The sequence below is a fragment of the Pectobacterium artocarpous genome (assembly GCF_046159765.1).
GTDB lineage: Bacteria > Pseudomonadota > Gammaproteobacteria > Enterobacterales > Enterobacteriaceae > Pectobacterium.
Window position 1 is genome coordinate 130,703 of record NZ_JBJXVK010000009.1, and the last position, 14,273, is coordinate 144,975.

The window sequence follows — 14,273 nt, forward strand, 5'->3', positions numbered from 1 at the left end:
GAAATAGTGAAAAAAACCATGTCAGGATCAATATTCAGGCGAGTTAATAAATAAAAGGTGCAATGTTTGCATGGTTATTTGCACCGATAACAGGCCGGAGAGGGTTGTCGGATCGGGACACAAAATTGTTGCGAAACTGACATAACGGCATCTGTTGTTGTAAGGATAAGCTATGACCATGAATCTGATGACGGAGTCTTTCCCGCTGGGGGAAATTGCCAGCCATTTATCGCGCCAGCATTCGGCGTTGTTTTCTACCGTGGTAGAACAATCGTCTGTGGCCATATCCTTAACGGATCCGCAGGCGCGCATTGTGTATACCAATCCGGCATTTTGCCGCTTGACCGGCTTTTCGCTGTCACAACTGTTAGGGGAGAACCATCGCGTACTGGCGAGCAAGCAGACGCCGCGCGAGGTCTATCAGGATATGTGGCATACCTTGCAGCAAGGTGAGGCCTGGAAGGGACAACTGATTAATCGACGTGGTGATGGCAGCCTTTATTTGGCTGATATCGACATTACTCCCATCGTGAATTCGCAAGGAGAGTTGGAACACTATCTGGCGATGCATAGAGACATCAGTGCCGATTATGCCCTTGAGCAACGCTTACGTAATCATATGACATTAACCACGGCGGTGTTGAACAACATTCCTGCTGCGGTGGTCGTCGTGGATGAGAACGAGCAGGTGATTATGGATAATCTGGCATACAAAACCCTGTGTGCCGACTGTGGTGGACAGGAAGTGTTGGCGGTGCTGGATTATCACAATAATAAAACGGCGTTGTGTGAAGGCGTGCCACAACCTGTGTCGGTGCGTGGCATGACGCGCTGGCTTACGTTGGGCATCTGGGCGCTACCGGGGGTGAATGAAGAAGCAAGCCGTTATTTCACCGACAGTGCATTACCGCGCACACTGATTGTGATCACGGATTGTACTGAACAGCAAAAACAGCACCAGCAAGGGCAACTCGACAGGCTTAAGCAGCAGATCACAAACGGCACGCTGCTAGCGGCGATCCGCGAATCGTTGGATGCGGCGCTAGTGCAGCTTAACTGCCCGTTGAACATGCTGGCAGCAGCGCGGCGTCTTAACGGTGAAGGCCACAACAATATCGCTCTGGAGTCTGCCTGGCGTGAAGGTGAGGACGCTGTAGCACGATTGCAGGCATGTAGGCCATCGCTGGTGTTCGAAACAGCGGAAAAGTGGCCAGTAAAAAACGTGTTGGACGATCTTACTGCTCTCTATCACGCCCGTTTCACGGCTCAAGACCGTTTGTACTATGTTCTGGCATCACCTCAACTGATCGGATTTGGTCAGCGCACCCAAGTGCTGGCCTGTCTCAGTTTATGGCTTGATCGCACGCTCGCCTTATCTGCGGAGATAACGTCAGCACAGCGCCTTCATTTTTCACTGGCCGTGCAGATATACGCTTGTGAAGAAGAGGGATGGCTATTGCTTTGTATTGAAGACAATGTGCCCTTGATGCAGGTGCGTTATGCCGCTGCCGGAGCGGAAACCATCAGTACACCGGGTAAAGGCATGGAGTTGCGGTTAATACAAACGTTGGTTGCGCACCATCACGGAGCTATCGATCTAAGATCGCGGCCGACAGGGGGATCTTGTCTTACGCTCCGTTTTCCCCTCCCTACTGTTTTGACTGGAGGCGCAAAATGACTCGTGTACCTGATACCGGCAATGTCGTGTGGCGTTTTGATCTTTCACAGCAATTTACCGCTATTCAGCGTATTAGTGGCGCTCTGAGCCGTGCGACAACCGTGGGAGAGGCACTCCAATCTATGCTTCGTGTGTTGCACGATGATGCCTTTATGCAACATGGCATGATCTGCCTTTATGATCCGCAGCGCCGGGTATTGGTGCTGGAGGCATTGCAAGCGGATGAACAGTTGATTGCCTGCGGTAATCAGGTGCGCTATCGCCCTGGGGAAGGATTGGTTGGCACAGTATTGTCACAACACCAACCGCTAGTGCTGCCTAGGGTGGCTGACGACCAGCGTTTTTTGGATCGCCTTGGTCTGTACGATTATAACTTGCCGTTCATTGCCGTCCCTTTGTTCGGTGTGGCGGCACAGCCCATCGGCGTATTGGCTGCTCAACCTATGGTACGTTATGAAGAACGGCTTCCTGCTTGTACACGTTTTCTGGAAATCGTGGCAAATATGGCGGCGCAAACGGTGCGCCTGATGCAGCCTGCACGTCCAGCGGCAGAAACGTCAAGTCCCGCAGATCGCGCGCCTGTGTGTGCCTCCCCACGTTCGTTTAGATTTGAAAATATGGTGGGGAAAAGTGCCGCGATGCGCCAGACCATGGAGATTATCCATCAGGTATCACGTTGGGATACCACGGTATTGGTATTGGGAGAAAGTGGTACTGGTAAAGAATTGGTGGCAAACGCCATTCATCATCATTCGCCACGAGCAGCAGCGCCATTTGTGAAATTCAACTGTGCGGCCTTACCCGATAACCTGTTGGAAAGTGAGCTGTTTGGTCATGAAAGAGGCGCGTTTACCGGTGCCGTTCGCCAGCGTAAAGGGCGGTTTGAGCTGGCCGATGGCGGCACGCTGTTTCTGGATGAGATCGGTGAAAGCAGCGTATCGTTTCAAGCCAAACTACTGCGCATTTTACAGGAAGGCGAGATGGAGCGGGTTGGTGGTGATGAAACGCTACGGGTAAATGTGCGAATTGTTGCTGCGACCAATCGTAATCTGGAAGAAGAGGTACGTGCTGGCAATTTTCGTGAGGATCTCTACTATCGCTTGAACGTGATGCCTCTGGCGCTACCGCCATTGCGCGAGCGTCAGGAGGATATCGCTGAATTGGCTCATTTTCTGGTGAGCAAAATTGGACAGCATCAAGGGCGTGCGTTACGCATCAGCGATGGCGCAATCCGTTTGCTGATGAGCTACAGTTGGCCGGGTAATGTGCGCGAACTGGAAAACTGTCTAGAACGTTCAGCCGTAATGTCGGAAAGCGGGCTCATCGACAGGGATGTCATTCTATTCAATCACCGTGAAGCTGCCCCTAAGCCAAATGCCATCACACCTGTTCATGAGGAGAGTTGGTTGGATCAATCGCTCGATGAGCGCCAGCGGCTTATTGCTGCACTGGAGAAAACCGGCTGGGTACAAGCCAAAGCAGCGCGCCTGCTGGGTATGACTCCACGTCAGGTCGCCTACCGTATTCAGACGCTGGATATCAATATGCATCGTCTGTAACCCTCTGTCGGAATTGTGGCTTTAGAGACATTGTTGCGCTAGTGCAATAATTCTTACAAAATCAATGTACGATAAAAAAATTAATGCTTTGTATTTTGAATGATTTTTTATGTGCCTAAACGGTATGCCCTTTGCACCTGTACATACAGGATTCCGCAACCGTAGGCACTATTATTATGACAGCATGTCCTTCCTCATCCGGCAGCAAAGGCTGCCGAACACCCCAATTCAATGGGTTGACACCATTGCAAGCTAGCAAGGCCGCACATCATCCTTGTTATTCAGTGAGTGGTCATCATCGTTTCGCTCGTATGCATCTTGCAGTTGCTCCAGCTTGCAATTTGCAATGTAACTACTGCAACCGTAAGTACGATTGTAGCAATGAATCGCGTCCGGGGGTGGTATCGACACTCCTCACTCCTGAACAGGCGGTCGCGCAGGCCCGTCAGGTGGCCGCGGCCATTCCGCAATTGTCTGTGGTCGGTATTGCGGGGCCAGGCGATCCTCTGGCTAATATGACTCGTACCTTTAACACCTTGGCGCAACTGCGTGAACAACTGCCCGATGTGAAACTGTGCCTTTCTACTAATGGCTTGCTGCTGCCAGAAGCCGTAGATCGCCTGCTGGATGTTGGCGTGGATCATGTCACCGTAACGCTTAACACCTTGGATCCTGCTGTCGCGGCGCAGATCTATGCATGGCTATGGCTGGATGGTGAACGTTACACGGGTGAAGAGGCCGGCAGAATACTGTTAGCGCGCCAGGAAGAGGGTATTCGCCGCCTGACGGAACGTGGCGCGTTGGTCAAAATTAACTCGGTACTCATTCCCGATATCAATGAATCGTCAATGCTGGCAGTTAGTGAAAAAGCGCGTAAGTGGGGCGCTTTTTTGCACAACATTATGCCACTTATCGCACGACCAGAACATGGCACCGTATTCGGGCTGCAAGGTCAGCCAGAGCCAGATGCTGAATGTATAGCACGGGTGCGAGCGCGTTGTGGTCAGGTGATGCCGCAAATGTCACATTGCCAGCAATGTCGTGCGGATGCGATCGGTATGCTGGGCGAGGATCGCAGTCAGCAATTTCCGCTATCAGCATTACCTATGACGCCACAGCCATACCCCCCCTTGATGCATCAGCGTACGCAGTTACATGCCAGCATTGCTACGCATGGCGAGTCAGAAGAGCAGGATGCCTGTTTGGTGGCGGTGGCGTCATCGTACGGTGAGGTGATTGATCAGCACTTCGGGCATGCCCAACGCTTCCAGATATACAGTTTGTCGATGGCGGGTGTTGTGCTGGTTAACGAGCGGTTTACGCCGCAGTATTGCCACGGGAGTGCAGCGTGTCCTCCCGAAGAAGAGGGTGAACGTATGGCTAGACTGCTCGATCTATTGGCAGATGTGCAGGCTGTCTTTTGTGCGCGTATTGGTTATGGTCCTTGGCAACAGTTAGAGCAGCGTGGTATCCAGCCTTGTGTTGAAGGGGCTTGGCAAAATGTTATTGAGGTACTGGCAGACTGGTGGCGGAAACGGAAAGAGCAACTTGCAGAGCAACCTAAGGTACAAGGAGTAGCTTGATGATTTCGGCACGTTACTGGCTACGGCGTCTATTAACATTACATGAGACTGGCGTTGCCAACTTTCCACTTCAGATGGGGTTGTCGGATACGGATTGGTGTACGTTACTAGCATACGTAAACTGGTCGGCGGCGGTATTAACGCCAGCCCATCAGCAGCGGTTGATGCTGTTAAGTGAGTTACAGTCATACCGTCAGGCAGAATGTGATCAACTGGCGTACTGGTTGTTTGAGTTCGTGGAAGAAGATGCTGTTCCCATGCACCGTATCATCGCTAGTGCATCATTAGGCTTTAACCACTTATGGCAAGATTTAGGGCTGGATTCCCGCTCGGAACTGCGTGAACTGATGACGGACTGTTTCCCGTCATTGGTCGCGCTTAATGTTAATAATATGCGATGGAAGAAGTTTTTCTACCGTCAACGTTGTCTGCACCGTGAAGGAGAAGTGGTTTGCCGCTCCCCTAGCTGTGATGATTGCTGTGAATGGTCGCACTGCTTCGCACCCGAAGTATGAAGCCCGCAGGATAAGGCAATAATTACCTGATTATACTATAGCGCGATGACAGTCTGGGCCTTTGGCTGCAAAGGCTTGAGGCCCGTCGAGGGTTCCTGAAAACCACGGTTGTACTGGCGAATAAACTGACGAGAATTATCTGGCGTGTTTTGACCGATGGTGTTGATTTTAATATGCAGAAGGCCGTTGCGATGAATTAACTAAAAACAGCAATTTACAGAAAGTATTTTTAACTGAGTTTGCAGGCACTGATAAGAAAACGGCTACCGTCCCTGTAACAGCCTGAAGTTGACCTGAGTAATCATATACCGGTGTAGTGATAAGGAAACAGGGCTCGGATAACATCATGGCGCGGGTAAATTAACCCACTAATGACGCCGGATATATGGTCGCAAACCGTATCGAACCAGTACTTGTAACACCCGGGGCGTCCATATATGCATGTTATGCAACTCCAGAACCTGACTGCGTAATACGGCTCGTCTGCCGTCTGGCTTTTCAGGGCGGTTTTTCGAGTATTTGTAACTGCTGCGATGAACCCCGAACACGTGGCAGAGTGTGACCTCAGGATACTGCGCTCTGAGTTTCCCGATTAACGAGAACTGTTCAGGGAGTCTGACATCAAGAGCAGCCTTTTTTAATATGTCGTTTTCCATTTCAATGCGTTGTAGCTTTTTCTTCAGCTCGCGTATTTCGATCCGGCTTGTTCAGCGTATGGGCACCGGGAAAAACGAAGACCGACTCGCCGGAAAGCGCCTGAATCTGTTTCAGCAGGGTGACCGCCTGACGTGACAGCGGCACCAGATGTTCATCCTTCATCTTTGCGCCACGCTCTGAGAACCGCACGCCGTTTACCGCTTCGCGCTGGGCGGGCACGCTCCAGATATGCGCTTTCAGATTGAATTCATCCCAGCGGGCAAAACGCAGTTCACTGGAGCGCAGAAAAACGTGCAGGTTCAGCTCCAGCGCCAGACGGGTGAGCATTCTGCCTTTGTAGCTGTCAATCTTCGCCAGCAGTTCAGGCAGGCGTTTCAGCGGCAGGGCGGGGTGATGTTGGGTCACAACCGGGGTCACGACACCATCCAAATCGTAAGCCGGATTGTATTTGATGATGCCCTGCTGGACGGCGTGGCGCATGATTTTAGTCAGATGCTGGCGCACTCGTCCGGCGACGTCATGCACCCCTTTATCGTCAATCGCCTTAACCAACTGCGCCAGATGGCGAGTTTCAACCTGCGCGATATCCATCGCGCCAATGGCGGGGAAAACGTAGCGTTTCAGGCAGATGAGGATTTTATCGGCGTGCGCGTCCGACCAGAGTTTAAGACTGCTGGTGTGCCATGCCAGAGCGACATACTGGAATGTTCGGGATTCATCAACGGCGGGGTTGTTCGTTTTGCGAAGCTGAGAAGGGCTGATGCCGGATGCCAGCAGCTTACGCGCTGCATCGCGTTTTTCACGGGCTTCCGCCAGCGTAGTTTGCGGGTAGGGGCCAAAGGCCAGACGGTTTTCTTTACCGCCGAGGCGATACCGGAAATACCATAGCTTAGCGCCGCTGGTGGATACCGTGAGGTACAGACCTTGCGAATCGGTGAGCTTGTAAGATTTTGCGAGAGGTTTCGCGGATCGGACTTTGCTGTCAGTTAACATATGAGGGTCACTCCCGTTCATCGAACTGAATGACCCGCAATCTGACCCACAAATTCCCCGATACGAAGGGATAAATCAAAACGCATCGGAAAAGATTTTTACGCCAACTTATTGAATCGCAACAACATAGGGATTGATAAGGAGGCATAAAAAAGGAAAGGTGGTGCCGGACTCGGAATCGACCTTATTTATACCATATTGTTAGTAAATGATTTTTTATACATTAAGATTTTTATGCCATCAAAATGTGCCATCATATTGATGGGTAAAGTAAGAAAAGTCAATTAAAAAACAACTGATTACAGTAGTAGACATCAGTTAACATCATTTTTAAGATAGAGTAAACATTGTGTTGTCAAATAAAAAAGCACTTTTTGCTAAAAATTATAACCAATTGTTTTTAATTAAGTTATTTTGTTTTTCCTCTGTTTCCTTCCCAAAGGCTATGAAAATCCCAAAAATAGGTGTTGATCGTCATAAGCGATATTCGAATAATACACTCCATCAAAACAACAATGGAGAAATATATGAAAGAAAAAACAAAACTGATCCGCATTTCTGAAGTAATCGACCGTACCGGATTTTGCAGGGCTTGGATTTATCGACTGATTAAAAATAATAGTTTTCCATCACCCGTAAAAACAGGTGAACGATCTATCGCATTTATTGAAAGTGAGGTTGATCAGTGGATTGATGAAAAGATTTTTTATTCACGCAATCAAGCTGCGTAAAACTAAATATAAGCCACAGAGTGGCCTATATTTGTTTTTCTAGTAATGCTAAGTATCTACGATAATATGCAATCGCACTATATTCGCTTGTATTCATTTTTTCAGCTACTTCTTTCCACTTTAGACCGGATGATCTTAAATTAAATGCAAGACGGCGTTTTTCTTCTGCTTCTTTTAAATAGTCTTCACGAGGAAGGGATATATAATTTTTCACAGTAGAAACAGATACACCAAACTTTTCTGCCATTGCTTTTTGTGTCATTGGTCTTTTCATTCTTTTCTTTATAATCATAAATCCTCCAAAAAGTTTATTAATGATTTTGCTTTTCTTGTTTTTTGGGCTCTTGCTGATTGGATTGAAGAAAATCTTTCAGCCGTAAAATTTCTCCACGTCCATTTACAAATACTGTTATTAATCTGTTTTATTTCGCTGTATGTCAATGGATTGTTATGATTACTGTAATCATTCAGCATTGTAGCTTTTGAAAACATACCAAGATAAAAGTCATTATATTTTTTATTTGCTTTATATTTCAAAACTTCTTTATAAGCTATTATTCTCAGATCTTCAAATAAATTAACGTTGCGACCTAAACCATATATTTCACTTCTGCTTTTAATGTTTTTCGTCGTAAGAACATCAGACACAAACTCAGACAAGTAAGTTAAATCATAGGTTTCACTCTCAGCCCACGTTGTACGCCATTCAGCTTCATTTAGCGGGTTTTTTATTAAAATATCAGCATAAGCCTTATCCGCATCTAATCTTTCTGTAAAACCACATTGAACAACGGACGCAAGTTTTAAAGGCTTTATTCTTGCTGAGTCTGTTTTAAGAACTGGACTTTTTAAAGCATACAACAAGTGTGCATGGCCATTTCTGGTATTCTGTATGATTATATTAGGTTTTGGCAAATCAGCTAGATCCCAAGCAATAGCACCGTATTCGTGGTCTACGTCGAATACAAGACCGTTAACGAAAGAGCGATTATTAAATCCAATATATTTCTTTAGTAATGCCTTTTCTTTAGGATTTCGATACACACCATCATTAAAATCATCTGTGCTTAATACGTATTTTTGAATTTGACTTTTAAACTTATCTGCATTATATATATCTTGTTTTAAATACATTTAGCTTCCTTTAATAAATTAAACGCTCCTTTTTATAAGTTTCTCTGACTGGTAAAATAGGAGCTTTATTTTTTCTTTCACAACCAACATAGTTAGTCATACCTTGTATTTTTATATTTATTTTTAATATACAAAATCAATAATACATTTTAAGACTTTGTCAAGTAGATATTAGCCATATCAGATAGTATGTATTATTTGGTTATAAATATTACTCAGTGAAGCTATATTTATAGTCTAAAGGTGCCTTATGATTTTATGGCACTAATAAAATATAAAGTAGAACTATATCTAAAAAACCTACAGGGCGAAGACTAATAAATTAAAGATCAAAACCATGCCTATAAGATATTAAAATATTTTCCGTGCCTTATAGCCCATCATAGACCTCTGCCGTTGTTTCCCATCGTCAGAATTCGAATCGGTAACAGATAATGATCGATATAAAAGATCGATATCTAACTATTGATAGGTTTTAGAAATTAAAAGGCAGTCAATCGATCGGTATTTAATTGGTTAAAACGATCAATTATTTGTTTATAATAGTTTAAATCTATCATACTGTGCTTTTCGATCGGTACAAACGATATGACTGGGCATGAAAATAATTGAATTCTAAGACGTTTACAGGTCGATCGTAGATCTGTGCCATTGGTGAGGAAAGGGTATGCGTAAATTTATGTTAGCGGCAGGTCTTGCCACCCTGCTAACGGGGTGCGGTGATGATGGGGTTTACGAAGGAACTGAAAAATGGAAAACAACACAATAAAATGCCCTTTTTGTCTAAAAGAAAGTCAAAGAGGTGTTCAGGTATGCACGGGCTGCCAAGCGTCAGTTCTGTATGGAACATATCCCGGTTGGTATGCTTTCGTGGTTATATTATTGACCTTCGGCCTGTCGATACTGATCGGAATGTCTACAGGTATGGCAGGAGCCGTTATCAGTCTTCCTATAATCGCTCTTGTTGGCTTTGTCGCGGGTAAAGCTATTTTCTCAGACAACATTATATTCAGAAGAAGAATGTAAGTCAGTCTTTCAGGGTGATGCTCCACTACGTGGAGCATCACCCATAAAAATTTTATTTCTTTATTGCTGTTCTTATATATCCATCTTTATCATAAATTTTTAATCCATTACCATCTATTACATAATAAGAACCAAACTTATCGTTGTTCTTTTTATATTTATTATCAAGTTTTGTTAGTTGATAGGTTCCACTGCTGCCATCACCGTTTAATCGTTTTAAAAAATATCCCTGTGATGTTCTCGTTATTGTAAATGTTGCGTCCAAAAATTCAGGTGAACCAACATCGTCATACCATGAGCCTATAACAACATCTTTATCGCTTTTATCTGATACTGATTCAGGTATTTGCATGCTTTTAAAGCAAACTGCCATTCGTTGCATCTCACCTTTACTTATTAGAGCACCGCTGACCATATCAATATTATTTTTTAACATGAAGTTAATCAGATCTGACTGACAAAATTTAACTTCCCATGCTTTAGTTATTGCTAAGTTTTGCAATTTAGCTGTTTTATCATGAGCAGCATTTGGAACGCTCAAAAGATTTTTTTCAGAAGTATCAAAATCCATTCTATACGCATTTAATGGTTTTTCAGTTGTTTGATATGCTTTAATATATTTTATTGCTCCCTTTTCCGAAGTCGTTGATACTTTTTTACCGTATTCATCTAAACCATGATTAATATTATCAGCCCATGCTGTAGATTGTGTGAATAATGTCAATAAAATGATTAAGGTAAATTTATTTATTTTCATCATAGATCCTTCGAGGTATTGAATTTTATAAAATAGCATATCGGCATTTTTATTGAAATCTTTAATGTGGTAATTGGATTGTTGTTTTTATACTATTGATTTTCCTAGCATTTATAATGAATTGACGCCAGAAAACGAACAAAAGCAAGTTTTGTCCGTTTCTGTCGCCGCCGATCAAACCCCATGCCTTCAGATTTCACGTAGCAGCGGCATTTTTTACGCAAAGCTACCTATTACGCACAGCTACCCATTAAGACAATATATTATTTACTCTATCTTTTATTTGTCGTGCAGTGTATTTATTTATGTAGCCGCTATATTGACAAACTTTTTATATCGGTTATTTATTTAAATGTAGATTGAGTTCAGCTTTATTTTTGTTTTTCGGAAACTGAGGCAAGGTGTAATAGCGTATCCGCTATTTACCCAATCCTTCGGATTGCCCTATCTCGCTTTGCTCGTAGGGTTGAAAAAGATCTACCCTTCCGCTTATTCCCCTATCAAGGGGAAGCGGTAAAACCCGGTAGTTTTACATTTTATATTAAAAACAAAGGAGTTATTTATGGATGATATATATATGAGATTTTATGAACACGAGTTCTACAAAAAAAATAAAATAGTCAGAGATAAAGTAGAGCAATATTTTTTGCAAGGTAAAGAATGCAATTTCTATTGCTTTAATGGACGAGCAAGACTTTTTTACAATAGCGTTATTATTGAGTTTATAGATAGATGTAAAGAAGGAAAAGAAAACGAAACGGGCAGGCATTTTAAACAATACGCTAAAGATGTTTTAGACAAGCATAGAATGACAACAAAAGAAGATCTTGAATGGTATAAATATTACTTTCTTACCTATACAGAGATTAATAGATATATTGATCGATATTTTCACTATAACATTATTTCGTGTGCGGCTATAAAAATACCTACATATGAATTAACGGGCACTTATGGAGAATATCATCTTGTTCATATTATAGCGGAGTTGGACGAAGAGGATAAAGAAATATGATGATTATGTCTATAGTAATGGTAATACTTTGTATTATGTTGGGCGGTGTTATGATCCGTAGCTGTACTGGAAAAACAAACTCTTCAAGCGAAGCAAAACAAGCAATATCAGATGTTAGAAAAATAATCGATAAAAAATCACTGATTAAATACAAGAGGAATAATAGAATATGATTGATGATGACATAGAAAAACAAATGAGTTTAAAAATGAAGTTTGAGTTATTAGCCAGATTTTTTTACTACATAGAGCAAGATAAAAATATACCTTTCGGTGAAATTAATAGTGATGAACAAAGGTTATGTTATTTTGTGTCTCATAGATATATACAAGAAAATAAAGCTGATGATCTTCTAAAATCTTTGATTGATGAAAATGATGAAGACTATATAAAAGCTATAAGAGATTATATGTTTACTACAGGGGGGTAATAAAATATGGATACAGACAGAAAAAGAGGACGTATAGAATTAAATCACGAAGAACGCAGAGATATATCTATACAGTTCAGAGTAAACAAAGCAGAGTCTGAATATTTAAAATCATTAGTTGAAGCCTCCGGCCTTGAAAGAGGTCATTACATTAGAAAAGAGATTTTAAACTCTAAACCCGTTATAAAAAGAAAAATGCCAGAAGTTAACCAGAAGACTTATATACAGCTTTCATCATTAGGGAATAACTTAAATCAAGTAGCAAAAAAATTAAACTCAAATAATGATTTTGATAATATCAAAGTCTCTGAAACAAACTTTTTGATAAAGCAGGTAAGTAAAAGGCTGTTGGAAATACAGAAGGATCTAAACTATGAAGGGTAATGTAGGGAAGCATGGGAAATCATTTAAAAGCAGAGTTAAGTATATATTAAAAGATGATCATGATTTCATATGTAGCAATATGTCAGCAGATAAAAATAATGTTAGTGATTTAACTGATGAGTTTAAAGCAGTAGGAAAATTTAGAACAGATATTAAAAAACCAGTCTTTCACGCCTTTTTATCCTTGCCTGATACTGAGCATTTAACGGCTGAAAAATGGGAAGAGATAGCGAAAGATTATTTGAAAGAAATCAATATTGATATTGAAAAACATCAATATATTTGTGTGCGCCATAATGATAATGGTAAAGACCATATTCACATTGTAGCTAATCGTGTTGGCGTTGATGGTTCAGTCTGGCATGGTCAGCACTCAGCATTTAATACAATAGCAGCTTGTGAACGTTTAGAGAAAAGGCACGGCTTAACTATTACGCAGGGGCTTAAAGGTCAAAAATCAGATGTATCAGCTCCTACGAAAAACGAAATTGAGCAGGCATTAAGGAAAGGTGAGAAACCAGCGCGTATAGTGCTTCAGAACGCGCTACAGGCAGCTATGTTGGGTAAACCAGATCTGCAGACTTTTATAGACAGAATGCAGGCCGTAGGCATTGAACCTCAGTTCAATGTTGCCAGCACTGGCAACGTGGCGGGGGTTTCATTCAGTGTAAATGACATAGCATTTAAGGGATCTTCATTAGGTAAAAAATTTAGCTGGAACACTATTAAAACAAAGGTGAAATATGACAAAAATAGAGATGATGAACTCGTTAGAAGATTCGCAGCAAGAAAAACAGATGACGAAAATAGTATTAGACGAACACTTGTTGAACCAAATATCAATGACGATAGAACCATTATCAGAAACGATGATGATATTATCGGAGTCAGTCAGCACAGCATTAAATCAGACGCAACAGACACTAACAAGAGTGAACAACTCATTAGAAGCAACCACAACAGCTTTAAACTCAGCGAAAAATACAATAGACCAACAAGCCCAAAAGTTAGAAGAGCAACACATAAAGCTGCACAAATACTCAACAGAGTTAAAAAACAATACAATAAAGAACCAATCAAAACTTATACTAAAAGTAGCTTTAATCGTGGGAGCAATACATTTAGTGGCAGTTCTATCAGTAGGATACTTGATCATGCAGAAACAGCCACAACAGCCAAAAATAAATTTAGACTCAAGAGCGGTAGCCGTTTCAATAGTAGAGCAACTAAGATCGAAGAAATAAGAGAACGTTTAGGTATTAAAAAACCTGTCATTCAACCAAAAAATAAAGAAAAAATAGTTAAAGAAGAAATAAAAAAGAACAATCCGCTGGGATTGAGTATTGATGAAAATAGATTTAAATCGAAAATAAAAGAAGCTCTTAAAAAAGAAAAACCAAAAAATGAAACAATACCACTACAGCAGGAAGACGATCAGCATTTAAAACTAAGAGGTTTTAAACCGCAATAAAAGAGGCTTAAAGCCTCTTTTATTGTTTTCGGTGATCAGTTAATTTATTCTGGCAAAATCAAACGGCATAATATGCCTTTCTTTGTTTGCGTCTAAATAATCAGCCCACCATTGAAGCATAAGACGCCTCTGTGTTATATGCTGTGCTATGTGAGTATAAGCAGCACGAACATTATTTTGCTCTTTGTGACTCATTTGTCTTTCAATTGCATCTTCAGTCCATATACCTGACTCAACAAGAGAACTACAAGCCATTGTACGGAAACCATGCCCACAAATTTGAGTTTGAGACTGTAATTTAAATTGTGTAATTGCCTGTTTTTGATATGTTCACTCCAAC

Annotated in this window: 14 protein-coding genes and 3 pseudogenes; 11 read left to right on the plus strand and 6 right to left on the minus strand. The window is 42.4% G+C overall.

Annotation, left to right across the window (positions count from 1 at the left end; translation table 11 throughout):
- The first annotated feature begins 172 nt into the window (after positions 1-172).
- From nifL to ACKQAD_RS08160, 4 genes are all read left to right on the plus strand, one after another.
- Positions 173-1,678, plus strand: coding sequence for a nitrogen fixation negative regulator NifL (gene nifL, locus ACKQAD_RS08145; protein WP_409159695.1), 1,506 nt, complete (start codon positions 173-175; stop codon positions 1,676-1,678).
- Positions 1,675-3,237, plus strand: a complete 1,563-nt coding sequence (gene nifA, locus ACKQAD_RS08150) for a nif-specific transcriptional activator NifA (RefSeq protein ID WP_409159696.1) — start codon at positions 1,675-1,677, stop codon at positions 3,235-3,237. Before nifL ends, nifA begins: the two co-directional genes overlap by 4 nt.
- Positions 3,238-3,413: 176 nt before the next feature.
- Positions 3,414-4,820 carry a nitrogenase cofactor biosynthesis protein NifB gene (nifB, locus tag ACKQAD_RS08155; RefSeq protein ID WP_409159697.1) on the plus strand — a complete coding sequence of 469 codons (1,407 nt, stop codon included), beginning with the start codon at positions 3,414-3,416 and terminating at the stop codon, positions 4,818-4,820.
- On the plus strand, positions 4,820-5,335 hold the full coding sequence (locus ACKQAD_RS08160; protein WP_409159698.1) for a nitrogen fixation protein NifQ: 516 nt from the start codon (positions 4,820-4,822) through the stop codon (positions 5,333-5,335). The genes nifB and ACKQAD_RS08160 overlap by 1 nt, the downstream gene beginning before the upstream one ends.
- A gap of 440 nt (positions 5,336-5,775) precedes the next feature.
- On the opposite strand, the pseudogene ACKQAD_RS08165 reads toward ACKQAD_RS08160, so the two are convergent.
- Both ACKQAD_RS08165 and ACKQAD_RS08170 read right to left on the minus strand, forming a co-directional pair.
- A pseudogene (locus tag ACKQAD_RS08165) lies at positions 5,776-6,036 on the minus strand (IS3 family transposase); the annotation flags it as partial.
- Positions 6,035-6,985: pseudogene (locus tag ACKQAD_RS08170) on the minus strand (tyrosine-type recombinase/integrase); the annotation flags it as partial. The pseudogenes ACKQAD_RS08170 and ACKQAD_RS08165, both read right to left, overlap by 2 nt.
- A gap of 527 nt (positions 6,986-7,512) precedes the next feature.
- On the opposite strand from ACKQAD_RS08170, the gene ACKQAD_RS08175 reads away from it, so the two are divergent.
- Entirely contained in the window at positions 7,513-7,716 is a 204-nt protein-coding gene (locus ACKQAD_RS08175; RefSeq protein ID WP_035339627.1) for a helix-turn-helix transcriptional regulator, read from the plus strand.
- 25 nt (positions 7,717-7,741) lie between these two features.
- On the opposite strand, the gene ACKQAD_RS08180 is transcribed toward ACKQAD_RS08175, so the two are convergent.
- Together ACKQAD_RS08180 and ACKQAD_RS08185 are read right to left on the minus strand one after the other, a co-directional pair.
- Positions 7,742-8,008, minus strand: a complete 267-nt coding sequence (locus ACKQAD_RS08180) for a plasmid replication protein (protein ID WP_409159699.1) — start codon at positions 8,006-8,008, stop codon at positions 7,742-7,744.
- On the minus strand, positions 8,005-8,850 hold the full coding sequence (locus ACKQAD_RS08185) for a replication initiation protein (protein ID WP_409159700.1): 846 nt from the start codon (positions 8,848-8,850) through the stop codon (positions 8,005-8,007). The genes ACKQAD_RS08180 and ACKQAD_RS08185 overlap by 4 nt, the downstream gene beginning before the upstream one ends.
- 750 nt (positions 8,851-9,600) lie before the next feature.
- Here ACKQAD_RS08185 and ACKQAD_RS08190 point away from each other — a divergent pair.
- Positions 9,601-9,876, plus strand: a complete 276-nt coding sequence (locus tag ACKQAD_RS08190; protein ID WP_409159701.1) for a hypothetical protein — start codon at positions 9,601-9,603, stop codon at positions 9,874-9,876.
- A gap of 52 nt (positions 9,877-9,928) precedes the next feature.
- Here ACKQAD_RS08190 and ACKQAD_RS08195 read toward each other — a convergent pair whose 3' ends face one another.
- Positions 9,929-10,636 (minus strand): hypothetical protein, encoded by a 708-nt coding sequence (locus ACKQAD_RS08195; RefSeq protein ID WP_409159702.1) that lies wholly within the window; start codon positions 10,634-10,636, stop codon positions 9,929-9,931.
- Between the two features lie 559 nt (positions 10,637-11,195).
- On the opposite strand from ACKQAD_RS08195, the gene ACKQAD_RS08200 reads away from it, so the two are divergent.
- From ACKQAD_RS08200 to ACKQAD_RS08220, 5 genes are read left to right on the plus strand one after another with little or no spacing between them, the layout of a single operon-like run.
- Positions 11,196-11,648, plus strand: a complete 453-nt coding sequence (locus ACKQAD_RS08200; protein WP_409159703.1) for a hypothetical protein — start codon at positions 11,196-11,198, stop codon at positions 11,646-11,648.
- The gene (locus ACKQAD_RS08205; protein ID WP_409159704.1) at positions 11,645-11,821 is read left to right on the plus strand and encodes a hypothetical protein; all 177 of its coding nucleotides are present in this window, start codon (positions 11,645-11,647) and stop codon (positions 11,819-11,821) included. The genes ACKQAD_RS08200 and ACKQAD_RS08205 overlap by 4 nt, the downstream gene beginning before the upstream one ends.
- Positions 11,818-12,078 carry a hypothetical protein gene (locus tag ACKQAD_RS08210; RefSeq protein WP_409159705.1) on the plus strand — a complete coding sequence of 87 codons (261 nt, stop codon included), beginning with the start codon at positions 11,818-11,820 and terminating at the stop codon, positions 12,076-12,078. Before ACKQAD_RS08205 ends, ACKQAD_RS08210 begins: the two co-directional genes overlap by 4 nt.
- Before the next feature lie 6 nt (positions 12,079-12,084).
- Complete coding sequence (locus ACKQAD_RS08215) at positions 12,085-12,462, plus strand: plasmid mobilization protein (protein WP_409159706.1); 378 nt, start codon at positions 12,085-12,087, stop codon at positions 12,460-12,462.
- Positions 12,452-13,933: a relaxase/mobilization nuclease domain-containing protein gene (locus ACKQAD_RS08220; protein WP_409159707.1), complete on the plus strand. Its 1,482-nt coding sequence runs from the start codon at positions 12,452-12,454 to the stop codon at positions 13,931-13,933. The genes ACKQAD_RS08215 and ACKQAD_RS08220 overlap by 11 nt, the downstream gene beginning before the upstream one ends.
- A gap of 39 nt (positions 13,934-13,972) precedes the next feature.
- Here the strand turns inward: ACKQAD_RS08220 and ACKQAD_RS08225 are convergent.
- A pseudogene (locus ACKQAD_RS08225) lies at positions 13,973-14,215 on the minus strand (tyrosine-type recombinase/integrase); the annotation flags it as partial.
- Positions 14,216-14,273: the final 58 nt, after the last annotated feature.